18 protein-coding genes are annotated in these 22,384 nt (G+C 62.8%); 8 read left to right on the forward strand and 10 right to left on the reverse strand.

The features are described from left to right. Positions 1-5 precede the first annotated feature (5 nt). Positions 6-404, forward strand: a complete 399-nt coding sequence (locus tag X756_RS139760) for a hypothetical protein (protein WP_023731379.1) — start codon at positions 6-8, stop codon at positions 402-404. 17 nt (positions 405-421) lie between these two features. On the opposite strand, the gene X756_RS139755 is transcribed toward X756_RS139760, so the two are convergent. Beyond that, a complete protein-coding gene (locus X756_RS139755; RefSeq protein WP_023731380.1) occupies positions 422-2,026 on the reverse strand; it encodes a trimethylamine methyltransferase family protein in 1,605 nt (534 codons plus the stop codon). A 208-nt stretch (positions 2,027-2,234) separates the two neighbouring features. Then, the gene (locus tag X756_RS139750; RefSeq protein ID WP_023669484.1) at positions 2,235-3,728 is read right to left on the reverse strand and encodes a PLP-dependent aminotransferase family protein; all 1,494 of its coding nucleotides are present in this window, start codon (positions 3,726-3,728) and stop codon (positions 2,235-2,237) included. Positions 3,729-4,150: 422 nt separating this feature from the next. Here X756_RS139750 and pgi point away from each other — a divergent pair, with 422 nt between their 5' ends. Beyond that, the gene (gene pgi, locus X756_RS139745; RefSeq protein WP_245264579.1) at positions 4,151-5,758 is read left to right on the forward strand and encodes a glucose-6-phosphate isomerase; all 1,608 of its coding nucleotides are present in this window, start codon (positions 4,151-4,153) and stop codon (positions 5,756-5,758) included. Then, a complete protein-coding gene (locus X756_RS139740; RefSeq protein WP_023731382.1) occupies positions 5,755-6,486 on the forward strand; it encodes an HAD family hydrolase in 732 nt (243 codons plus the stop codon). Before pgi ends, X756_RS139740 begins: the two co-directional genes overlap by 4 nt. A gap of 140 nt (positions 6,487-6,626) precedes the next feature. Here X756_RS139740 and X756_RS0135410 read toward each other — a convergent pair whose 3' ends face one another. The 3 genes from X756_RS0135410 to X756_RS01000000166040 all read right to left on the reverse strand — a co-directional run bounded on the left by X756_RS0135410 (position 6,627) and on the right by X756_RS01000000166040 (position 11,005). Beyond that, on the reverse strand, positions 6,627-8,117 hold the full coding sequence (locus tag X756_RS0135410) for a gamma-glutamylcyclotransferase family protein (protein ID WP_031239443.1): 1,491 nt from the start codon (positions 8,115-8,117) through the stop codon (positions 6,627-6,629). A gap of 132 nt (positions 8,118-8,249) precedes the next feature. Then, entirely contained in the window at positions 8,250-9,011 is a 762-nt protein-coding gene (locus tag X756_RS139735; RefSeq protein ID WP_023731383.1) for a 50S ribosomal protein L11 methyltransferase, read from the reverse strand. A 2-nt stretch (positions 9,012-9,013) separates the two neighbouring features. Then, positions 9,014-11,005, reverse strand: a complete 1,992-nt coding sequence (locus tag X756_RS01000000166040; protein ID WP_023731384.1) for a long-chain fatty acid--CoA ligase — start codon at positions 11,003-11,005, stop codon at positions 9,014-9,016. Positions 11,006-11,483: 478 nt separating this feature from the next. On the opposite strand from X756_RS01000000166040, the gene X756_RS139730 reads away from it, so the two are divergent. The 5 genes from X756_RS139730 to X756_RS139710 are packed head-to-tail and all read left to right on the forward strand — an operon-like array spanning position 11,484 to position 16,724. Beyond that, positions 11,484-13,082, forward strand: a complete 1,599-nt coding sequence (locus tag X756_RS139730) for an ABC transporter substrate-binding protein (protein WP_023731385.1) — start codon at positions 11,484-11,486, stop codon at positions 13,080-13,082. 48 nt (positions 13,083-13,130) lie between these two features. Then, positions 13,131-14,138, forward strand: coding sequence for an ABC transporter permease subunit (locus X756_RS139725; protein ID WP_023731386.1), 1,008 nt, complete (start codon positions 13,131-13,133; stop codon positions 14,136-14,138). A gap of 26 nt (positions 14,139-14,164) precedes the next feature. Then, on the forward strand, positions 14,165-15,049 hold the full coding sequence (locus X756_RS139720; RefSeq protein ID WP_050589308.1) for an ABC transporter permease subunit: 885 nt from the start codon (positions 14,165-14,167) through the stop codon (positions 15,047-15,049). Then, positions 15,049-15,894 (forward strand): ABC transporter ATP-binding protein, encoded by an 846-nt coding sequence (locus X756_RS139715; RefSeq protein ID WP_023731388.1) that lies wholly within the window; start codon positions 15,049-15,051, stop codon positions 15,892-15,894. Before X756_RS139720 ends, X756_RS139715 begins: the two co-directional genes overlap by 1 nt. Further along, complete coding sequence (locus X756_RS139710; RefSeq protein ID WP_023731389.1) at positions 15,894-16,724, forward strand: dipeptide ABC transporter ATP-binding protein; 831 nt, start codon at positions 15,894-15,896, stop codon at positions 16,722-16,724. Before X756_RS139715 ends, X756_RS139710 begins: the two co-directional genes overlap by 1 nt. 123 nt (positions 16,725-16,847) lie before the next feature. Here X756_RS139710 and X756_RS139705 read toward each other — a convergent pair whose 3' ends face one another. From X756_RS139705 to X756_RS139685, 5 genes are read right to left on the reverse strand one after another with little or no spacing between them, the layout of a single operon-like run. Beyond that, on the reverse strand, positions 16,848-18,644 hold the full coding sequence (locus X756_RS139705; protein WP_027049321.1) for an ABC transporter ATP-binding protein: 1,797 nt from the start codon (positions 18,642-18,644) through the stop codon (positions 16,848-16,850). After that, complete coding sequence (locus tag X756_RS139700) at positions 18,644-19,690, reverse strand: glycosyltransferase (RefSeq protein WP_023725804.1); 1,047 nt, start codon at positions 19,688-19,690, stop codon at positions 18,644-18,646. Before X756_RS139700 ends, X756_RS139705 begins: the two co-directional genes overlap by 1 nt. Further along, the gene (locus X756_RS139695) at positions 19,687-20,799 is read right to left on the reverse strand and encodes a glycosyltransferase (RefSeq protein ID WP_023731390.1); all 1,113 of its coding nucleotides are present in this window, start codon (positions 20,797-20,799) and stop codon (positions 19,687-19,689) included. The genes X756_RS139700 and X756_RS139695 overlap by 4 nt, the downstream gene beginning before the upstream one ends. Beyond that, a complete protein-coding gene (locus X756_RS139690; protein WP_023669499.1) occupies positions 20,796-21,977 on the reverse strand; it encodes an acyltransferase in 1,182 nt (393 codons plus the stop codon). The genes X756_RS139695 and X756_RS139690 overlap by 4 nt, the downstream gene beginning before the upstream one ends. Continuing rightward, positions 21,977-22,165: a hypothetical protein gene (locus tag X756_RS139685; RefSeq protein ID WP_023669500.1), complete on the reverse strand. Its 189-nt coding sequence runs from the start codon at positions 22,163-22,165 to the stop codon at positions 21,977-21,979. Before X756_RS139685 ends, X756_RS139690 begins: the two co-directional genes overlap by 1 nt. Positions 22,166-22,384 lie beyond the last annotated feature (219 nt).

The raw sequence follows: 22,384 nt of genomic DNA on the forward strand, positions 1-22,384 counted from the left end.
CATCAATGACGAAGCGGCGCTCTTCCCTCGGTTTCCTCGGCATGTTCGGCCGCTCGGGTGACTTGCGGGAACTGGACAACGCGCTGCGCGGCGCCGATCTTCATCCGGCGCTTGCCCCCGGGGGGGTAAAGCTCACCATCGTCAATTTGATGAAGGATCATTGGCCGGACGAGCCGCCGCCCGACGCCTACCGGTCCGTGGCGCAGCTGTTCGGCTTTTGCATCGCGGGCCCACAAACCTTCGAGCAGGCCAATGGGCCGGAGCGGCGGCTGGAGGCTGAGCGCCGCATGGAGGCTGCGCTTGAAACCGGCGACAGCCTGGATGCCCAGATCGTGTTGATGGCGCTGCATGGCAAGCTGATCAGCGCCCAAGTCGTCGAGCGCTTTGGGCTAAGTGCGGACTGACCTTCGTAAGGTGAAGCTTACCCGCCCATGCCGCTGCGTGGCAGCTTGATCATCTCGCCGAAGCGGGCACGCAATTTGTCGTCGAGCAGCTTCGGCACATGGCGCGGGAAGCGCTCGGCCAGCACGCGCTTCTTTTCGATGATCGCCCGCTGCAAGATGTCGGGCCGGCCCTTCTCGTTCCATTCCTTGGGCGAAAAGCGGTCGCCGACGGCAGGATAGAAATACTCCGTCTGCATCAGGCGCAGCGTCTGCTCATTGCCGAGATAGTGGCCTGGGCCATTCATGCAGACTTCGGTGATGGTGTCGATCGACAGCGCTTCGTCGGTCACTTCGATGCCCCGCACGCAGCGCAGGCAGTGGCCCAGCATGTCATTGTCTATGATCAGGCTCTCCAGGCAAAAGCCGAGCAGCGAGGCGTGCATGCCCGCCGATTCATAGACCAGATTGAGGCCGGCAAGGCCGGCCATCACATCGGTGATCCCCTTTTCATAGCCGGACTGGATGTCGGGCAGTTTCGAATCCGTCATGCCGGCGGCCGAACCGCCCGGCAGATCGTAGAACTGCGCCATCTGCGCACAGGCCGAAGTCAGTACTGCCTGCTCGGCCGAGCCGCCCGACATCGCACCGGTCCTGAGGTCGGAGACGAACGGCCATGTGCCGAAGATCGCCGGATGCCCCGGCTTGATGGCGTTTACATAGATGAGGCCGACCAGCACTTCCGCCACCGCTTGCACCACAGCGCCGGCAATCGCCGCGGGAGCGGTGGCGCCGGCCTGGCCGGCCGATAAAAGCAGGATCGGAATGCCGCCTTCGACGCAGGCTTCGAGCACGCCGCAGGCGTCCTCGGCAAACTTCATCGGCGGTACGACGAAGCAGTTGGAGTTCGACACGAACGGCCGGGCGCGGAAATTCTCCTCGCCGCCGGCGATCGCATAAAGCATGTCCAGCGCCGGCTGCACGTTCTCGCGCACCGTGAACGAGGTGCCGACATGCTTCGACGTCCCCATCACGCAGGCGTAGAGCGTGTTGAAGTCCATTTCGAGCGGATCGGGAATGTCGCGCGGCACCATCGGCCGCTGGAAGAAATGGATGTTGTCGAGCCCTTCGACGAGGCGGGCGGCATCGTAAATGTCCTGCACCAGCGACTCGCGGTATTCGCGCTTTTCGACATCGACCAGATGCACCGCCGCACCCGCCGTGCCGTAATGCACGCGCTTGCCCTGGATCAGCATGTCATGCCTGGGGTCCTGGCCGTGCAGCGTAAAATTTCGCGCGGCTCGTCTGATCGTGTCCATCACAAGCCCACGTGGGAAACGGACGCGGCCGTCGTCGCCGTAAACGGCGCCGACCCCGGTCAGAGCCTCGATGCAGGAGGGAATGGCATTGGCGAAGCCGACGGTCTCCAGTAGCGTCAGCACCGCTTCATGGATGCGCTCCTGTTCGTTCTGGTTGAGCGGCCCGTAGCTGCCGCCTTCGAGGCCGGCGCGCACCGGCCGGATATCGTCGGCAAGCGGTGCGGCCCGCATGGCGCGGCGCGCTTCGCGCCCGCCGGATCGGCGCGAACGCTGGTCGGCTGATGCATCCTTAGGAGCCGCATCCTGCTTCTCAACAGCCACTGACATGGGGGGGCACTCCACCTTTAGTTTGCGAAACACGACGCGATGATTGGTCCACCGTCGGCTTGCTTCGTCCCTCTGTCAGCCGACTATGCCGTTGCCATTGGCCCAGCCTATGGGCCAGTCAACGCAGCCGAGTATGCCAGAGAGCTAATGCAGAATGTTGGTGATCATGCCAAGGGCCGGGGCTGTTCAAAGCTCCGGCACAGGCAAATCAGGCTGCAGCGGGCCTGCGTCCGGCCGCGGTCGCGAGCTCGCGAATACCCGGCTCGATGTGCTGCAGTGCGATCGAGGAAATGCCCAAGCGCATGAAACGCGACGGCTTTTCGGTGCGATCGAAGAAGCGGTCGCCCGGCTCGATGATGACGCTGCGCGAGGCCGCGGCCTCGGCCAGTCCACGTGAATCGGTGCCGCGCGGGCCTTCCAGCCAGAGCGATGTGCCGCCGGCCGAATCGGTTGAGCGCCATTCCGGCAGGAATGCGGAAATCGCATGGACCAGACGCTTGCGCCGCTCGTCGAAGGCCGACGACAGCCGCCGCACCAGCGCCTCGTGATGGCCGAGCGACAGGAACAACGCGACCGCGCGCTGGTTGTTGGCCGGCGGGTGCCTGAGCATGAAGCGGCGCAGCGCCCTTAGCTCGGAGATTAGTCCAGCCGAAGCGACGATGTAGCCAAGCCGCAGGCCCGGAGCCAGCGTCTTCGACATCGAGCCGACATAGACGACGCGACCCGAGCGATCGAGGCTCTTCAGCGCCTGCTGCGGCGCCTCGTCGAGAAGCTGGCTGTCATAGCCGTCCTCGATGATGATCTGGTTGTGGCGGTTGGCGCGCGCCAGAAGGTCCTGCCGCCGCTCTGCCGACAGCGGCACCATGGTCGGGCAGTGGTGGCTGGGGGTGACGAAGACAAAGCCGGAATCGTTGGGAATGGACGAGGTGACGATGCCGGACTGGTCGACCGGGACCGGCTGGATCTCGGCGCCGGCCAGGCGGAAGATCGAGCGCGCGTCGGGGTACCCCGGGTCTTCCATCGCGACCTTGGAGCCCTTTGTCATCAGCAGTGTCGCCAGCATATAGAGCGCGTTCTGGGCGCCGAGCGTGACGATGATCTCGTCCGGATTGGCGAAGATGCCGCGCCGCGGCAACAGCCGCGCCTGGATCTGCTCGATCAAGAGCGGATCGTCGCGGTCGACCATGTCGGAGGCCCAGTTGCGGATTTCGAGCACGGCCAGCGCCATGCGGTTGCACTCACGCCATTCGGCTGTCGGGAACAGCGCCGGGTCGAACTGGCCGTAGACGAAGGGGTAGGACGACTTGATCCAGTTGTCGTGCTTGGCCGGCGGCGGCATGTCGCTGGCAGCGATCTGCCGGCGTGCCTTCCAGTCGATCTCGTTTTGCTGGTCCGGCGCCTTCTGGTGCGGCTTGGCGGGGGTGGCCAGCACATCCGGATTGACGAAATGGCCGCGCCGTTCGCGCGCCACCAGGAAACCTTGGTCGACCAATTGCTGGAACGCCAGCACCACAGTGCCGCGTGCGACGCCGAGTTTTTCAGCCAGGATGCGGCAGGACGGAAGCGGCATCGAAGCGGCGATCTGCCGGTCGAGAATGGCGGCGACGATCGCCTGACGGATCTGCGCCTGCAGGGTCTGGCCCGATTCCGCCGAAATCCGGAACAGGCCGGACCATATGGCCGTGTCGTTACGCTGTGGCATGGAAGGTGTTCCTCGATGGCCAGTCTTTTTTGCTTGGCTGGACCAGCGGAAGGTAACCGTGGCACAAGGGGTTGCGCCAATCAATTTTTCTGATCGCTGGGATTTATGCCAGTGATCTATGCGCGACGCGCAGCGTCGTCGCATCCCCGGGTGACGCTTGCGTCATCCCGCAGCGCGGACGCCCGCGCGATGCGAAGCGTCGTCGCGCCTCACTATCATCCAGCGCGACGCGCAGCGTCGTAGCTCCATCACATCGCACTATGCTGCACTGCGTCATCCCCACGCATTGAAACATGGGGAATTCGGCTCAATAAGATCAGCGCGACGACACGCGCCGGAAACATCCGGTCTGATAAGATGTCGTGAAAAACGATCAGGAGCCGGCAGTGGATCATTCCTCCTTCGACAAACAGCTTGTCGCCTTGCGTGCTGCGCGCGCGGCGGCATCGGGCACGATGCGCGAGGCGTTTGCCGCGGACCCCAAGCGCTTCGAGACATTTTCGGCCAGCGACGGCGACCTTTTGCTCGACTGGTCGAAATGCGCGGTCGACCAGCGCACGATGGAACTGCTCGAGAAGCTCGCCGCCGCCGCCGATCTCGAAGGTCGCCGGGCCGCAATGTTTTCCGGCAAGAAGATCAACATCACCGAGGATCGCGCCGTGCTGCACACGGCGCTACGGAACCTCTCGGGCAAGGGCGTCACGGTCGATGGCCAGGACGTCAAGGCGGATGTGCTGTCCGTGCTCGACGCCATGGGCGCTTTCGCCGATGCCATTCGCTCCGGCAAGGCCGCCGGCGCCACCGGCAAGAAAATCACCGACATCGTCAACATCGGCATTGGCGGCTCCGATCTCGGCCCGGCCATGGCGACGCTGGCGCTGGCGCCCTATCACGACGGCCCGCGCGCGCACTACGTCTCCAACATCGACGGCGCCCATATCCACGACACGCTGAAGGGCCTGTCGGCCGAAACCACCCTGTTCATCATCGCCTCGAAGACCTTCACCACGGTTGAGACGATGACCAATGCCGAGACGGCACGCGAATGGGTGCAGAAGGCGCTCGGCAAGGAAGCAGTCGGCAAGCATTTCGCCGCCGTCTCGACCGCGCTCGACCTGGTTTCCAAGTTCGGCATCGAAGCGGATCGCGTGTTCGGCTTCTGGGACTGGGTCGGCGGCCGCTATTCGCTGTGGGGCGCCATCGGCCTGCCGGTGATGATCGCCATCGGCCCGCGCAACTTCCGCGCCTTCCTCGATGGCGCGCATGAGATGGACGAGCACTTCCGCACCGCACCCCTGCAGAAGAACCTGCCGGCGCTGCTGGGGCTGGTCGGCTGGTGGCATCGCGTGATCTGCGGTTATCCGGCGCGTGCGGTCATCCCTTATGACCAGCGCCTTTCCAGGCTGCCGGCCTATCTGCAGCAGCTCGACATGGAATCGAACGGCAAGGGCGTCACCCTCGACGGCACGCCGGTGACGACGCCGACCGGACCGCTGGTCTGGGGCGAGCCCGGCACCAATGGCCAGCACGCCTTCTTCCAGCTGCTGCACCAGGGCACCGACTTCATCCCGGTCGAGTTCCTTGCCGCTGCCGTCGGCCATGAGCCTGATCTCAAGCACCAACACGATCTACTGCTTGCCAATTGCCTGGCCCAATCGGAAGCGTTGATGAAGGGCCGCACGCTGGACGAGGCGCGCGCGCAGATGCTGGCCAAGGGCATGAAGCCGGCCGATGTCGACAGAATAGCCCCGCACCGCGTCTTCTCCGGCAACCGCCCCTCGGTGACGATCCTCTACCGCAAGCTCGACCCGCGCACCTTCGGCCGGCTGATCGCGCTTTACGAGCACCGCGTCTTCGTCGAAGGCACTCTGTTCAACATCAATTCCTTCGACCAATGGGGCGTCGAGCTCGGCAAGGAGCTGGCGACCGGCCTGTTGCCAGTCGTGGAAGGCAAGGAGAGCGCCGCCAAGCGCGACGCATCGACGGTCGGGCTGGTGGCGCGCATCCAGCAACTGCGGGGGGCTCAATGAAAAATCCGGCCGACATCAAGGGCATCTTGTTCGACAAGGACGGCACGCTTGTCGATTTCAACGCGACCTGGCTCGGCATCGCCGATTTCATGGCCATGGACGCCGCCGAGGGCGATCGCTGGAAAGCCGACAGGCTGCTTTCGGCGGCGGGCTTCGATTTTGTCGCCAAGCGTTTCAAGCCGGATTCCATCTTCGCCTCGGGCACCAACATGGATGTCGTCGAACTATGGTTCCCGCGTCTGTCCGACGAGGACCAGATGCTGGCCGTCGCCCGCTTCAACGAGATCACCTCGGTGCAAGGCTCGTCGATGGCGGTTGCCTTGCCCGGCGTCGTCGCAGCGCTGACGGCTCTGCACAAGCGGTCCTACCGGCTCGGCGTCGCCACCAACGATTCGACTGCCGGTGCCGAAAAGACCATGGTCACGCTCGGCGTCGCGCAGCTGTTCACCGCCGCCTATGGCTATGACGCGGTCGCCAATCCGAAACCGGCGCCGGACACGATCGTCGCCTTTTGCGACCTGACCGGGTTGAAGGCGTCCGAGATCGCCATGGTCGGCGACAACCGCCACGACCTGGAGATGGCGCGTGCCGGCGGCTGCGGCCTGGCGGTCGGCGTGCTCTCCGGCACCGGCACGCGTGAATCGCTGTCGGCGATCGCCGATGTCGTTTTGGATTCGGTCGCCGATTTGCCAGACTTTCTCTCGGCGCGGGTCAAGGAGACAGTCTGACGGGGGCTTGGGGGGATTCAATCAACTTCGGCTTTCCTACCAATGGAAGTTGCCGTTGGGCTCATCTGCCTGAACGGGCAGGTTGCGGTATAGCGGACATCGGGTCAGCAGTCAGGGGTGCAACTCGCACCGATGCCCTCTCACCGCCCAAGACCTCCCAGCGTAGCCCGCTGCTTCCTGTTCCGTGTCTTGTTGATATCTTCGATCGCTTCAACCGACTGGATGTATTCGGCAATATACTCCGGCGGCAGGCCGTGTTCCCTGCCACCTGCAAGGACAAAATCCTTGTACCAGCTATAGGGTTTGAGGCTATCGTCGATGTAGTCGGGAGTGGAGAGATAGGTAAGAACTTTTCGCCTGCGACCTTTGTCATTGATGACCGTGACCGTCGCGTGCTCGTAGCCGCTGCCGACGCCTTCGGCCTTATCTAGCTTAGCGCGCTCGGTAGGATCGAAGCTGAACAGGACTCCAATCACGCTATTCTCGTCGCCCGTGGCAAATGCGTTGCACTTCCCGGACTCGTCAACGCTACGCTTATGAAATCGAAGCGTATGACCCGGCAAGGTGGCAATGCCGATTGGATTGCAGCTCGGCATGCGATCGCGCAGCCGGGCGGTCGACATATTGGACCCGTAGGCAAAATACACAACGTGCTCCGGAGGACCGGTCTCCGTGTTCTTCAGCGGCTCGATCAAGGGACTTCCCGGCTTTAGGATCGTGCGTAGCGGTACTGTCATGATGCTGCACCCGTCGGTTTTTTCGCCTTCGCGTGTGATGATGGGCTGTCCGTCGCCGAGATCGAGAATTGGAACCGGCCTGCCGGCCCATCCGCAGTCGACGCACTGCGGTCGTTCCCAGAGTACACCGGGCGCCTCAGTATTCTCGCCATGTCCGGGTTCAAGATGCGGTGAGCCGCAGTTCGGGCATTCCCAAGGCACACCGCGCAACTCGCGAATGATCAACGATGTCGCCAAGCCGACGGCGTGTTGGATCAATGAGTGCGCCATCTCGGCATCAATCCAGGTGGCCGACTTTGAATGCGTCAGCCAGTTGGAAAACGTCCATGCGGACTCAAGCGCGCTCTTGACGGTCCCGCGACGCTCCTTGTTGGTGTCACCCGGCAGAAGATCGTTGCAAATGATCTCGGTCCACGCGCGGAAGTTCGCACGCTGTGGTGGCGTGTCTGTCCATATTGCAGCGTCCTGCGCGACGCCGATGAGCTCGAGCAGCGCCTCGCGGCAGCGAACACCGACGGCCTGATAGTCCGAGAGGCCATGCGCCTGTGTCACGGCGGTTCCTGCTTCTTCCATCTTTTCGAAGACCGGGCCGAACGGGAGGATGCGTAGATCATCTTCCTGTTGTTTTTCCGTACGCGGGATCCGGAGCATCAGGCCAATATGGAAGGTAAGGGCAAGATCCATATTTGGGAATTGCTCCTGAGAGTAGAGGTTTGTGCCGCCCGTGATGACCCACCAGCGATCCTTGTTGGTGTGGACGTCCCACACATCGTGGCGGGTGTTGAGGACGGCCTCCGAGTAGACCTTCTGCATAAAGGCCACTTCGAGGTCGGGCGCCTGCCATTCAAAGTATTCCCGTACTTCCTCGATCTCCTCTTCGGTAGCTTTCAACATGATTGGCTCCCTGCGGTGGACTCGTTGCACCCCGCTGCAAAGGGCTGTGAACCTCAACATAATCCGATGTCGCTGAGCTTTCAAAATCCGGCACGTAACGCGGGATGTCCGCAATGGGCCGAACCGGGTCATTCAGAGTGATCGGCTTTTGATCTCAGCGCAGCAATCTTCCACCTCAAACGAAAACACACCGCTCAGCCTGCCCGCAGCGCCCTTCGCGTCACCGAAGTCCGGCACTTGATATTCCGCAACCAATCGTAGCCGCGACAGCGGCAGATCGGCGCGGCGGGGGTCGCCGACCAGCACTTCGATGCCGGCTGCCAGGCAGCGGTCGAGGAACGGAATAACCCGTATCGCAACCTCGCGGCCGTAGAACACGTCGCCGGCAAGCACGAGGTCGACGGCCGGCGGCGGGCCTGTGGTGATGTCCTTGTCGACAATGGTGATCTCGACGCAGTTGGCCGCGGCATTGATGCCGATCGCGGCGACGCCGTTGCGATCGATCTCGGCCGCGATCACCGCGCTGGCGCCGGCCTTGGCGGCGGCGATGCCGACGAGGCCGGAGCCGGCGCCGAGATCGAGCACGCGTCGGCCGGCTACGCTTTGCGGATGGTCGAGTATATAGCGCGCAAGCACCGCCCCGCCGGCCCATGGATAGGCCCAGTAGGGCGGCGGTGGCTGAGGCGCGTCGTCGACTGGCTCAACCGCATCGTCGTCCGCGCCTTGGTGCGGGTCGACAAGCCGCCTCAGGCCGCTGCCGGGATGAGCCGTGTAGAGTTGGATTTCAGGAAGTGCTGGAACAGGCGCAAGGCGCATGTTCGCCTTGATGAACGTCGCCGCGTCGGGACGCGGATTGTCGTCTACACTTTCGCCGCGACTAGGCTCGTCGTTCAAATCTATTCCCGCAGCGCCCGGCGCAAGATCTTGCCCACCGGAGTCTTCGGCAGTTCGGTCCTGAACTCGATGTATTTCGGCCGCTTGTAGCCGGTCAGGTTTTCGCGGCAATAGGCGGTGATTGCCTCAGCGGTCAGCGCCGGATCTTTCTTGACGATGAACAGCTTCGGCACCTCGCCCGAATGCTCGTCCGGCACGCCGATCGCCGCCACTTCGAGCACGCCCGGATGCTGGGCGACGACTTCCTCGAGTTCGTTGGGATAGACGTTGAAGCCGGAGACCAGGATCATGTCCTTCTTGCGGTCGACGATCTTGGTGTAGCCGCGCTCGTCCATGAAGCCCATGTCGCCGGATTTGAAAAACCCGTCCTTGGTCATCACCTTGGCGGTCTCGTCCGGCCGGTTCCAGTAACCGGCCATCACTTGCGGTCCGCGGATGCAGATCTCGCCGACTTCGCCCAGCGGCAGGTTGTTGCCGTCATCGTCGCGGATGACGATCTCGGTCGACGGCAGCGGCAGGCCGATCGTGCCGGTGAAATTGCTGTCGCTGAACTTGTTGGCGGTGGCCACCGGCGAGGTCTCCGACAGCCCGTAGCCCTCGGTGATCGAATTGCCGGTCAGCGCCTTCCAGCGCTCGGCAACCCCCTTCTGTACCGCCATGCCACCACCCAGCGTCATGATCAGCGGCTTGAAGTCGAGCTTGCGGAAATCCTCGTTGTTGAGCAGCGCGTTGAACAGCGTGTTGAGGCCGGGGAAAATGTGCATCGGGTATTTCTGCAGCTCCTTGACGAAGCCGGGAATGTCGCGCGGGTTGGGAACGAGCACGTTCTGGGCGCCCTGCTGCATGCCCATCAGCGCGTTCACCGTCAGCGCGAAGATATGGTAGAGCGGCAGCGCGCAGATGAAGTTGAGATGCGCCGGTTTCGGCTTGATCGCATAGGCGTCCTGCAGCCACAGCGTGTTCTGCGCGACATTGGACAGCACATTGGAGTGCAGCAGCACAGCACCTTTGGAAATCCCCGTGGTTCCGCCGGTATATTGCAGGAAGGCGATGTCGCCGGCCTCCATCTTGGCCGGCTTGAAGGCGATGCCGGCGCCGGCTTTCACCGCCGCATTGAACTTGACATGGCCGGGCAGCGACCAGGCCGGCACCATCTTCTTCACCCGGCGCACGACGAGGTTGACGATCGTGCCCTTGAGGCCGCCGAGCATGTCGCCCATCGCCGCGACCACCACATGCTTGACCGCCGTCCTGGCAATCACCGCGTCCAGGGTGCTGGCGAAATTCTCCAGAATGACGATCGCCTGCGCGCCGGAATCCTTGAGCTGATGTTCGAGCTCGCGCGGCGTGTAGAGCGGATTGATGTTCACCACGACATAGCCGGCGCGAAGCACGGCCATCATCGCCACCGGATATTGCAGCACATTCGGCATCATCAGCGCCACGCGTGCGCCTTTCTGCAGGCCCTTCGATTGCAGATAAGCGCCGAAGGCGGCCGATTGCCGCTCGAGTTCGGCATAGGAGATCGACTTGCCCATGCAGACGTATGCCGGCTGGCCGGAAAACTGCTTGCAGGCGCCGACGAGGAAGTCGCCGATCGAACTGTAGGGCAGGGCGCCGATCTCCGCCGGCACGACCTTCGAATAGCTTTTTAGCCATGGCTTTTCCGGCAAGCCCGCGGCAAGCGCCGTCAGCGTATTCGGCAGTTTTTTGGCCGCGCCCGGCGACGGCTTCGAGGCGGGCTTCGCCGCGGCTGTCTTCGCGGCTGGCGGCTGGGCGGGCTTTGCAGCGGGTGTTGTCTTCGCCGCGCGCTTGACCGCAGGTTTCGCTGCCGGGTTGGCGCTTGCCTTCGCCGGCGTCGAGGTTGCCGTTGGCTTGACGGCGGGAGTGGCTTTGGCCGGTGGCGCTTTCGACTTGGCGGCAGCGGCGGCCGGTTTTGAAGCTTTCGCCGCTTTTGCTTTCGCCGGGGCCGTTGTCTTTGTTGCTTTCGCCACCTCTAGCCTCCCTCGGTCGCTCTGTTGCCTGCTCCATGCTGCACCGCCTCTATGTAGTGAGGCGTCCTCCGCTGCAGCGATGTCACGGATTCCCGGGAATCCCGCGTGTCATCTATCTATTGCGACTATCGGCGGCCGTGCAAGTCTTGCCCCAACGGGAGGACGGCAAAGATTTGCCGTCAAAATCTTTGCCGCGCCGTCGTCTCCGGCACCGGCTTGCCGTGATGAGTGTGAGGAACCCCAGCTGTGTGGATTATTGTGTTCGCGATACCAGCGATCAATGAAAAAATGCGGTCGTTAACAATCCCGTGATTAGCAGATTTTGCTATTTCTTTCTGAAATCGAGCAAAAGCCGAGAAATATTTTCTGCTTACGGTGGGGTAGGCAAACAGGGTGTTCCAAAGCCTGAAAAACGGTGCTTATATGCGCGCTTCGCGAGCCTGATAGAGGGGCTTGGAAGAACATCAGGGAGTGCTCAATGAAAAAGAAACTGACTTTTGCAGCCGCGTTGCTGGCTGCAAGCGTCCTCGGCGGCGTGGCCAATGCCAAGACGCTGGTCTACTGCTCGGAGGCTTCGCCAGCCAACTTCGACCCGGGTACCACGACGGGCGGCAACGACTTCGACGCCTCGTCGCGTACCGTCTATTCGCGCCTGGTCGAGTTCAAGCATGGCGGCACCGAAGTTGTGCCCGGCCTCGCCGACAAATGGGAGATTTCGGACGACGGCCTGGTCTATACTTTCCACCTGCATCCGGGCGTGAAGTTCCAGACCACGGATTTCTTCAAGCCGACGCGTGACCTCAATGCAGACGACGTCGTCTTTTCCTTCGATCGCCAGTTCAACAAGGAAAACCCCTGGAACGGCGAAAAGTACCTGCCCAACCTGACCTGGGACTATTACACCGGCATGGACATGCCGAAATACGTCGCCAAGTGGGAAAAGGTCGATGACCTGACCGTGAAGCTGACGCTGACCGAGCCGAATGCTCCGATGCTGGCCAATCTCGGCATGGACTTCGCCTCGATCGTGTCGAAGGAATATGCCGACCAGCTGGAAAAAGACGGCAAGATGGCCGACTTCTCGACCAAGCCGGTCGGCACCGGTCCGTTCCAGTTCGTCGACTATCAGCTGGATTCGGTCATCCGCTATGCGGCCAACCCGGATTACTTCAAGGGCAAGGAAAAGATCGACGATCTCGTCTTCGCCATCACGCCTGACGCGACCGCCCGCATCCAGAAGGTGCTCGCCGGCGAATGCGACATCGCTCCCTATCCGAATCCTGCCGACATCGGCATGATCAAGGCCAACGCCGACGTGACCCTGATGGATCAGGCTGGCCTCAACATCGGCTATATGAGCTACAACACCACCATCCCGCCGCTCGACAAGCCTGAAGTGCGCCATGCGCTCAACCAGGCGATCGATCGGGAAGCGCTCATCAAGTCGCTGTTCCAGGACGCCGGCGCCACGCCGGCCGTAAACCTGATCCCGCCGACCATGTGGTCGTGGAACAAGGACGTGAAGTCCGACGCCTATGATCCGGAAGCAGCCAAGAAGGTGCTGGCCGATGCCGGGCTGAAGGAGATCCAGCTTTGGGCCTCCGATCGCGTGCGTCCCTACAACCCGAACTTCGCGCGCGCCGCCGAGCTGATCCAGGCCGACTGGGCCAAGGTCGGCGTCAAGGCGGAGGTCGTCAATTACGAGTGGACGAAGTACCGCGAGGAAGGCAAGAAGAAGGACCGTCCCGGCGCGTTCCAGATCGGCTGGACCGGTGACAATGGCGATCCGGACAACTTCTTCGCCACGCTGTTCGCCTGCTCGGCCATCGGCGTGTCGAACTACTCCAGCTGGTGCGACAAGGACTTCGAGGACCTGATCCAGAAGGCCAAGAAGACAAGCGACCAGGCCGAACGCACCAAGCTCTATGAACAGGCGCAGGTTGTCTTCCAGAAGCAGGCTCCGGCCTTCCTCTTGGCACACAGCCAGGTCTACGCAGTCGTGCGCAAGAATGTCAGCGGCTTCATGATGGACCCGCTCGGCATTCATCGCTTCGACGGCGTCGACAAGGCCGAATAGAACTGTTAGGCGGGCGGCGCGCAATCAGGCGCCGCCCGCTTTTTCAAGATGCTCCGATATCTCCTCAACAAAATCGTCTTGGTGCTCCCGACGCTGATCGGCATCACCATCTGCGCCTTCGCTTTCGTCAGGCTGCTGCCCGGCGATCCCATTCTTGCCATGGCCGGCGAGCATGGCGTGTCGCCCGCGCGCTACGAGGAACTGAAGGAACAGTTCGGCTACAATCTGCCGATCTGGCAGCAATATGCGCATTATGTCCGCGATGCCGCGACGGGTAATTTCGGAGTGTCGATCTCGTCCAAGCGCCCGGTCATCGAAGATTTCATGACGCTCTTCCCGGCGACCATCGAGCTCTCTGTCTTCGCCTTGATCTTCGCCATGGTGCTGGGCATCCCGGCCGGCATCGTCGCCGCCGTCAAACGCGGCTCCTGGTTCGACCAGTCACTGATGGGCACCGCCCTTGTCGGCTATTCCATGCCGATCTTCTGGTGGGGCCTGCTGCTGATCATCTTTTTCTCCGGCTATCTCGGCTGGACCCCGGTTTCGGGCCGTATCGGCCTGCAGTTCTTCTTCAAGCCGATCACCGGCTTCATGACCGTCGACACCCTGCTATACGGCAAATGGGATGCTTTCCGCTCGGCATTGAGCCATCTGGTGCTGCCGGCGGTCGTGCTCGGCACCATCCCGCTGGCGGTGATCGCGCGTCAGACGCGCTCGGCCATGCTCGAAGTGCTGGGCGAGGATTATGTGCGGACCGCCCGCGCCAAGGGTCTTTCCTCGACCCGCGTCATCGGCGTGCACGCGCTGCGCAATGCGCTGATCCCGGTGGTCACCACCATCGGCCTGCAGGTCGGCGCGCTGCTCGCCGGCGCCATCCTCACCGAAACCATCTTCGCCTGGCCGGGTATCGGCAAGTGGATGGTCGATTCCATCTTCAAGCGCGACTATGTCGTCGTGCAGTCAGGCTTGCTCTTGATCGCCCTTATCGTCATGGCCGTGAACCTGATCGTCGACGTGCTTTATGCCGTCATCAACCCGCGCATCAGGGCGGCGTGATGAGCCAGTCGACCGAAATTGCCCCGATGGCCGCTGGCAACCCTGACCGCCTGACCGGCTTCAGGACCTTCTGGCACTATTTCTCGGTAAATCGCGGCGCCGTCATCGGCCTGTTCGTCTTCATCCTGCTGGTGCTGGCCGCACTCTTTGCGCCGCTGCTGGCGCCTTATGCGCCCGACATCCAGGACAAGACCGCTTTCCTGCGGCCGCCGGCGTGGCAGGCAGGCGGCAGCACGGAATATCTGCTCGGTACCGACGCGGTTGGCCGCGACATGCTCTCGCGCCTGCTTTACGGCGCGCGTTTCTCGCTGCTGATCGGCGCCGTCGTCGTCACGCTGGCGCTTACCGGCGGCATTACGCTCGGTCTGCTGGCCGGCTATTTCCGCGGCTGGGTCGACGTGGCGATCATGCGCGTCATGGACTTGATCCTGGCCTTCCCGTCGCTGCTTTTGGCGCTGGTGCTGGTCACCATCCTCGGCCCCGGCCTGTTCAACGCCATGCTGGCGATCGCACTGGTCCTGCAGCCGCATTTTGCCCGTCTGGTGCGCGCCGCTGTCATGGCCGAAAAGGGCCGCGAATATGTAGTCGCCGCCAAGGTCGCCGGTGCGGGCCATGTCCGGCTGATGCTGCGCACCATTCTGCCCAACTGCCTGGCGCCGCTGATCGTCCAGGGCACGCTGTCGTTTTCCAACGCCATCCTCGAGGCGGCCGCCCTCGGCTTCCTCGGCCTTGGCGCCCAGCCGCCGACACCGGAATGGGGAACCATGCTCGCCTCGGCGCGGGAATTCATCCTGCGCGCCTGGTGGGTGGTGACTTTCCCCGGGCTAGCCATCCTCATCACCGTGCTTGCCATCAACCTGGTTGGCGACGGCCTGCGCGATGCGCTCGATCCGAAGCTGAGGAGGTCGTGATGGCGCTGCTCGACATCCGCAACCTCGTCGTCGAGTTCCAGACCGCGTCCGGCCCGTTCCGGGCCGTCGACGGCGTCTCGCTCCATGTGAACGAGCGTGAAGTGCTGGCCATCGTCGGCGAATCCGGCTCCGGCAAGTCGGTGTCGATGCTGGCTGTGATGGGCCTGTTGCCGTGGACGGCGACGGTCACTGCCGACGAGATGAGCTTCAATGGCCGCGACCTCCTGAAGATGAGCCCGGCCGAGCGCCGCAAGATCGTCGGCAAGGACATGTCGATGATCTTCCAGGAGCCGATGGCCAGCCTCAATCCGTGCTTTACCGTCGGCTTCCAGATCGAGGAAGTGCTGCGCTTTCATATGGGCATGGACAAAGCCCAGCGCCGGGAGCGCGCCATCGAGTTGCTGACGCAGGTCGGCATTGCCGAGCCGGCCGAACGGCTGAACTCGTTCCCGCACCAGATGTCGGGCGGCCAGTGCCAGCGCGTCATGATCGCGATCGCCATCGCCTGCAATCCGAAGCTCCTGATAGCCGACGAGCCGACCACTGCGCTCGACGTCACCATCCAGAAGCAGATCCTCGATCTGCTGGTCTCGCTGCAGGTCAAATACGGCATGGGCCTGATCATGATCACCCACAATATGGGCGTTGTCGCCGAGACCGCCGACCGTGTCATCGTCCAGTACAAGGGCCGCAAGATGGAAGAGGCCGACGTGCTGTCGCTGTTTGAATCGCCGAAGAGCAACTACACCCGCGCGCTTTTGTCGGCGCTGCCGGAAAATGCCGTCGGCGACCGTTTGCCGACCGTCTCCGACATGCTGTTCGAACCGGCCGCCGGAGTCGCCTGATGAGCATCAAGGTCGTCGAAGGCAAAAACATCAAGCGCGATTATCACGTCGGCGGCGGCCTGTTTCGCGGCGCGCGCACCGTGCATGCGGTCAAGGGCGTTTCGTTCAGCGTCGACAAGGGCAAGACGCTGGCCATCGTCGGTGAATCGGGCTGCGGCAAGTCCACGCTGGCGCGCATCATCACGCTGATCGATCCGGCAACGTCGGGCGAGCTGTTCATCGACGGCAACAAGGTCGACATCGCAAGGAACGGCCTGACCAGGGAGATGCGCCGCAAGGTGCAGATCGTCTTCCAGAACCCTTACGGATCGCTCAATCCGCGCCAAAAGATCGGCGATGTGCTGGGCGAGCCGCTGCTCATCAACACCGACAAGCCGGCCGAAGAGCGGCGCGACCTCGCCATGAGGATGCTGAAGAAAGTCGGCCTCGGGACCGAGCACTACAATCGCTATCCTCACATGTTCTCGGGCGGCCAGCGCCAGCGCATCGCCATTGCCCGCGCGCTGATGCTGAACCCGAGCCTGCTGGTGCTTGACGAACCGGTCTCCGCGCTCGATCTTTCGGTGCAGGCGCAGGTGCTCAACCTGCTCGCCGACCTGCAGGACGAATTCCAGCTGACCTATGTCTTCATCAGCCACGATCTGTCGGTCGTGCGCTACATCGCCGACGATGTGATGGTGATGTATTTTGGCGAAGCCGTCGAATACGGCTCGCGCGAGGAGGTCTTCGCCGACCCCAAGCACAACTACACCAGGACGCTGTTCGCCGCGACGCCGCGCGCCGACGTCGCCTCGATCAAGGCGCGGCTGGCGAAGAAGAAGGCCGCCTGACCTCCCACCGAGAATTGTTTTTGAACAATCGGAAATGCGTCGCGGCGGTGGTTTGCCGGCAGGATTGATCGCGATCTGCGAGCTGCCGGGCGCAAGCCGCGTCGCAGGTTGGGGTGCGCCCCATCACTCACCCGCTCCGTGCTGGTAAAGCTCGTCCATGCTGAGCATTGCCAGGGTTGCGAAGGGGGCCTGTTTTTTCACCCGACCGCGGCTCAAGATCACCACGTCGTCGCAGAACGATATGGTGCTGTAATGATGACTGATGACAATGGTGGTGCGGCGGCCGGCCCGCGATTTCAGCGTCTCGACAATAGCGGCTTCTGACAACCCATCCACCGCACTGGTGGCTTCGTCGAGGATGAGAATATCGGGATCGCGCACCAGCGCCCGCGCCAGGGCGATCCTTTGCCTTTGTCCGGCTGACAGGTTGATGCCCCGGTATCCGACCAGCGTCGCGTAACCCTGCGGCAGGTGCTCGATGAATTGATGTGCCTCGGCCAGCCTTGCGGCGCGCATGGCGTCGCTGGCCGAGGCCGTGTCGTAGCCGTAGATAATGTTTTCAAAAATGGTGCCATCGACCAGTTCCAGCTCCTGACTGGCCAGGGCAATGTTCCGCCGCCACTGGCTTGGGTCGACTTCATCGAGCGGTGCCCCATCGACGAGGATCCTGCCGCTGTCGGGTTTGACGAAGCGGCACAGGAGATTGACGATCGTCGTCTTGCCGGCGCCCGAGCGGCCGATCAGCGCCGTCGAGCGGCCGCTGCGGATGTCGAACACCGCCTTATGCAGCACCGCCTCGCGCGCGTCGGGGCCTGACAGGGGACCGGAATAGGCGAAGCTCACATCATCGAAGCTGATCCCTTGGCGCAAGCCGTCGAACGGCAGGCTGCCCTGCGGCGCCTCGGGCTTGTCGGAAGGATCGAGCAGCCATTGTACCTCCTCCAGCGAGCCGCTCATGCCTTGCAACTGACTCCAGGACATCTGCAAGGCCCGCATATGCGGCTGCAGTCGGTAGAGCAGGATGAGGAAGGCGACGGTCAGCGGGAAGCTTACATTCGCCAGCCAGGCTCCGATCACCACCGCCAGGAACAGCATTGCGTGCAATACCTCGGTCAGTGGCGGCAAGACGCCCTGGCGGATTGAAAGCACGAAAGCCGCCCGCCGCACCCCGTCGGACGCTTTGGCGAAGACCGCCTTTTCGCGGTTCTCCTGCCCGAAGATGCGAATCAGGCGCCCGGCATGCACCAGATGCAGCATCTGCGACGCCAGTGCGCTGTTGCGCGAGACGACGCTGCGGCTCGGCGCCTTCAGATTGGACGACAAAACCCCGTGCGCCAGTTGGACGAGCGCCAGCCCTAGCGTCACCAGCAGCGTCATCTGCCAAGAGAGGAGCAGGAGGAAGGCGAGCAGGATGACGGCGGCCGAGGCACTGACGATCGCGCCGAGCAGGGCCTGGATAGCGTCGGATGCTCGCCAGGATTCGTTGGAGATGATGTTGAGCAGCCGCCCGGGGCTTTGCTGCAGGAAAAAGGGGTAGCCGACCCTGAGCAACTGCTCCGACAGTGCGCTACGGATCGAATAACCTGCCTTGCCGTAGATGTAGCTGGTCAGCAGCGTGTTGGCGAAGGCAAAGACATTTTTCAGTACGATCGAACCGAGGATCGCGGCCGAAATGGCGATCAGCCGCTGGCGCTCGCCGAGGTCCGCTCCAACCTGCTGGAGGAGGGCGGAGAAACCGGCCATGCCTGATGTTTCGCCACGTCCCATAATGATGCCAAGCAGCGGAATGATGAGACCGATGCCGAGGCCTTCCAGCGCGGCGCCCGCAAGCCCGAGCCCCACCACGACGGGAACGAGCCGCAACAGCCTGCCACCAAGCGCGCGGCGCAGCATTGGCAGGGCTGACGGAATCAGTGACATTATCGCGCTCTGGCCTCCGCATTGGCTTCGCTGGCTTCTCGGTCGTGGCGCAGCGGCAGCCGTTTTGGCCATCCCATCATGACGAGCAGCGCAAATCTGGCGGCACCTGCCAGATTCATAACGACAATAGGCCAGTGCGACAGATCGAGGTCGCGGTCAAAGCGAGGACGGCCCGCCAGTTCCCTGAACGCGGCCCGCGCGGACCAATAGACATGGCGAAGCAGCCAAGGGGCGTGGCGGACATGTTTCAGGCACAGCGCACCATTACCGAGGCTATAGTCGCGGTGCAGCCTGTCGATCGATTTGCGGTCTCGCCGGCCGTGATGATGCAAGACCGTCATGTCGGGCACATACTCGACCGGCATGCCGAGCAGCATCGCCCGCACGAGATAATCAGTATCTTCAGCCGAGCGTAGCGGGCCGCCAGCGCCGAAGCGTTCGTCGAACGACCCGATGCGGGCCGCGACGTCGCGGTGCATGGTCATGTTGCAGCCGAGCACGAAGCCGCCGGGGTGGACCGCCGGGGTCAGCCGCTCGCTTGCCTCGCGGAGCTTTATGGTGAAGGGCAGGTCCCGGGCATCACCGAGCTCGACCCGGCCGCCGCGGATCAGCCACTTCTCGCCACTCCGGTAGTGCCGCTCCAGGTCGCGGAGATAGTCGCGGTCGAGCTTGCAGTCGTCGTCGACGAAGACCAGCACGCGGCCTCGCGCTCGCGCCAATCCGGCATTGCGGGCAGCGGCTAGTCCGGGGCGAGTCTCCGAGACGGCTGTGACTGGGATGTCGGAAGTTTCGGCGATAGCGGCCAGCCGCTTTGACGTGCCGTCCCGTGAACCATTATCGACCACCACCAACTCTGCCGCGAAGGTGGCGTGCACCCGGCATGCCGCCTGGATCGAGGCTATGCAAGCCTCCAGCACAGCGGCGCGGTCGCGCGTGCAGACGATGAAACTGACCTCGAGCGACGGCCGCTCCGATCGGGGAGATGTCGGGACAGGCGCACTCGCAAACTGGTGATCGCGCAGGAGCGGGTGGGGCCTGTCGGTCATACCAGTCCCCGCTGATAACGCGCAAGCACCGCTTCGGCCGGCGTGGTTTTGAAGAAGTAGGCCACCGCGTCCGCCCGCTTTCCGGCCCTTATCGAGAGCAGGCTGAGCCAAGGCGCCCAGACGCCGGGACGCAGCGCATATTGTTCGCGGCGCCGGATGAAATTCCATCTCGCCGTCCGCGTGAGCAATTCGTGGGTCAGCGGCGGTTCTCCTTCGTCGCCGACGAGTTGGTAGAGGAAATAGAACAGGTTCAGCGCGCCTGCCTCGAAGCTTGGCCGTGTGTCGGTCGGCAGCTCGGAAATCCGCTCTTCAAGCGCACGGATGAAATCGGCTGCGCGCGAAACCGTGTCGAAAGAGACGGCCTCGCCGATGTCGCGCAGATCCGCTGTGGTTTCCGCAAGCCCCTCACGCTCGAGATTTTCGGCCACGATCCGCAAATGCGTCCTGCGCATTTCCTTGGCATGCCGCATGGTCACGCTTCCCGCATGGATGCGATAGACGAGCAGGCTATCGGGCAATATGGTCGCCGGGAAACGGCCGGCAAGCCGTCTGAAGAGATCAAAATCCTCGGCATGCCTATATTTTGGATCGTAATAGAGATCGTTGTTCCCAATAACCTTCCTGTTATAGATCACCGTCGGATGTAAGAATATCGTAAAGAACATCGACAATATGTCGAGCCGGCCGAGCCGGAACACCGGATCTAGCCTGCCTTTGGCGATACGGCCGTGAAGCAAGGTATCGACGCAGGCGCCGCAGAAGCCGAGATCGGGCCGCCGCTCGAACAGTGCGACCTGGCGCGAGAGACGCCGGGGATAGGCGACATCGTCCGCATCCATTCGCGCAACAAGCTCGCCCTGGGCCAGTCGTAGCCCTTCATTGAGGGTGGCGACGAGGCCGCGGTTCTCACGCGAGATGACAGAAACGCGATTGTCTGCCCGGCGGTATCGTTCGAGAATCTCGAGCGAGTTGTCAGTCGATCCGTCATCGATAGCGATGACCTCCAGGCGATCGTAGTCTTGCCGCAGAATGCTCTCCAGCGAAGCGGTGAGATAAGGCCCGGCATTGTAGACCGGCAGAAGGACGGAGACGAGCGGCGCGGTGGTCATCTCTGCGCATCCGTTCGCCGGAGTTCGAGTGCGGCGCGGCCATCGGGGGATCCGCCGGGATAGGCGTCCGCCGCCCTGCCGAGCCAGCCGGCATCGCCAGAGCGTGCCTGGGAGCGGCGGCGCGCTACATAGGGGAAGCGGCGCTTGAGGCCGTTGAGCGGCTTTTCGAAAGCCGTCCACGAGATCGAAGCGACGGCGATCGTGGCGGCGCTCGCGACCAGGAAACGCCCTGGCCCCTGCTCCGAGACATTGAGCGGGATCCAGGGCTGTGACTTGACGGCGAGCGAAAGAAGGATCGGATGGTAAAGATAGACGCCGTAGCTGATGCGGCCCAGTGACAGCAGCGGTGGCAGTTCGAAAACCCTGCCGAGGACGCCGCCAAGGCCGGCTGAACAGGCGGCGACAACGGCCACCAGCGGCACTAGGGGCAGGATCTGCAGCAACGCCCAGCGGGCCCATTCCAGCATAGGATCGGCCGGCGCAGGGATAAGCCACTCAATCGCCAGGAAGACAGCCGCAAGGGCTGGCCAGCCTAGCCGCATCCATTGCGGCAGGCCGGCGCCTCTGGTCCGCCGGCAGGCAAGCAAAGCACCAAACGCCAGCGCGTCCATCGATGCTGGCGGCAGCAGGTCGCGCGCTAGCGCCGGGGTGGCGGTGATCGGCCAGTAGAAGCGATAGGCCAGCGACAACAGGATGACGCCGATAGTGATCGCTTCCACCCGCCGGCGGGGTGCGAGAAGCACGACCAGCGGCCAGGCGATATAGAACTGCTCCTCGATGCTCAGGCTCCAGAAATGGCAGAGTAGCCAGGGCGTCCATTCGTTGCGCAGCGCGTACCAAAAATTCGACAGGTAAAGCGCATGCCAGACGAGCGATCCACTGGACTGCTCCAGATCGGTCAGCCAGACGAACCCAAGCACGGCGAAATAGGGCGGGAATATGCGCAGCGCGCGCCTGATGTAGAAGGAACTCAATGCAGGGCCGGCTTTGAATTCGGCCGCGGCGCGCGCTTCGAGCAGCAGTCGTGTGATCAGGAAGCCGCTCAGCACAAAAAAAAGCCGCACCCCGATGTGGCCCCAAAAGGAGGACCCGTTGGGTGCAAGGAAATGGGAATAGAGAACCATCGTGACAGCGATGGCGCGCAGAGCGTCCAACTGATTGTCACGCGCGACCGCCATCAGCCATTTCCGCCGGTCTGAAATCTCCGATGAAGCCAGCGGCCCTGCATTCCGGGCCTCAGGTCGAGGCCTGCCAGCGTCGAGAGTGCGCCGACAACATCAAACCCGCGCCTTTTGCGCGGGGCAGCCTCGAAATCGGTGCTGGCCAGCGAAAAATTCAAGCTGATCAACTTGGCGGAATCCTCCACGGCGCACTTCCCAGTACCAAATCCCCCAAGAAATCGTGCAACCGGGCAATGGTGCAGTGCAACACAAAATATCTATCGAGCTGTAATATTCGTGTGAGTTAGTGCTAAAAATGGGTATGATTTGCGAGTGCGTTGCGTCTATGAGGGTTTTTCACGTCCGCAATGCTGTACGAGAAGTGGTACCATGTCAGAAAAGACACGGTTTAATTACACAACTAT

It is taken from the genome of Mesorhizobium sp. LNJC405B00 (genome assembly GCF_000502615.1).
In the GTDB taxonomy this organism is placed as follows: domain Bacteria; phylum Pseudomonadota; class Alphaproteobacteria; order Rhizobiales; family Rhizobiaceae; genus Mesorhizobium.

What these genes read in the sequence shown, in the direction of transcription:
- X756_RS139760 (WP_023731379.1), top strand. Translation starts at nt 6, where the DNA reads ATGACGAAGCGGCGCTCTTCCCTCGGTTTCCTCGGCATGTTCGGCCGC.
- X756_RS139755 (WP_023731380.1), bottom strand. Translation starts at nt 2,026, where the DNA reads ATGTCAGTGGCTGTTGAGAAGCAGGATGCGGCTCCTAAGGATGCATCA.
- X756_RS139750 (WP_023669484.1), bottom strand. Translation starts at nt 3,728, where the DNA reads ATGCCACAGCGTAACGACACGGCCATATGGTCCGGCCTGTTCCGGATT.
- X756_RS139740 (WP_023731382.1), top strand. Translation starts at nt 5,755, where the DNA reads ATGAAAAATCCGGCCGACATCAAGGGCATCTTGTTCGACAAGGACGGC.
- X756_RS0135410 (WP_031239443.1), bottom strand. Translation starts at nt 8,117, where the DNA reads ATGTTGAAAGCTACCGAAGAGGAGATCGAGGAAGTACGGGAATACTTT.
- X756_RS139730 (WP_023731385.1), top strand. Translation starts at nt 11,484, where the DNA reads ATGAAAAAGAAACTGACTTTTGCAGCCGCGTTGCTGGCTGCAAGCGTC.
- X756_RS139725 (WP_023731386.1), top strand. Translation starts at nt 13,131, where the DNA reads ATGCTCCGATATCTCCTCAACAAAATCGTCTTGGTGCTCCCGACGCTG.
- X756_RS139720 (WP_050589308.1), top strand. Translation starts at nt 14,165, where the DNA reads ATGGCCGCTGGCAACCCTGACCGCCTGACCGGCTTCAGGACCTTCTGG.
- X756_RS139715 (WP_023731388.1), top strand. Translation starts at nt 15,049, where the DNA reads ATGGCGCTGCTCGACATCCGCAACCTCGTCGTCGAGTTCCAGACCGCG.
- X756_RS139710 (WP_023731389.1), top strand. Translation starts at nt 15,894, where the DNA reads ATGAGCATCAAGGTCGTCGAAGGCAAAAACATCAAGCGCGATTATCAC.
- X756_RS139705 (WP_027049321.1), bottom strand. Translation starts at nt 18,644, where the DNA reads ATGTCACTGATTCCGTCAGCCCTGCCAATGCTGCGCCGCGCGCTTGGT.
- X756_RS139700 (WP_023725804.1), bottom strand. Translation starts at nt 19,690, where the DNA reads ATGACCGACAGGCCCCACCCGCTCCTGCGCGATCACCAGTTTGCGAGT.
- X756_RS139695 (WP_023731390.1), bottom strand. Translation starts at nt 20,799, where the DNA reads ATGACCACCGCGCCGCTCGTCTCCGTCCTTCTGCCGGTCTACAATGCC.
- X756_RS139690 (WP_023669499.1), bottom strand. Translation starts at nt 21,977, where the DNA reads ATGGCGGTCGCGCGTGACAATCAGTTGGACGCTCTGCGCGCCATCGCT.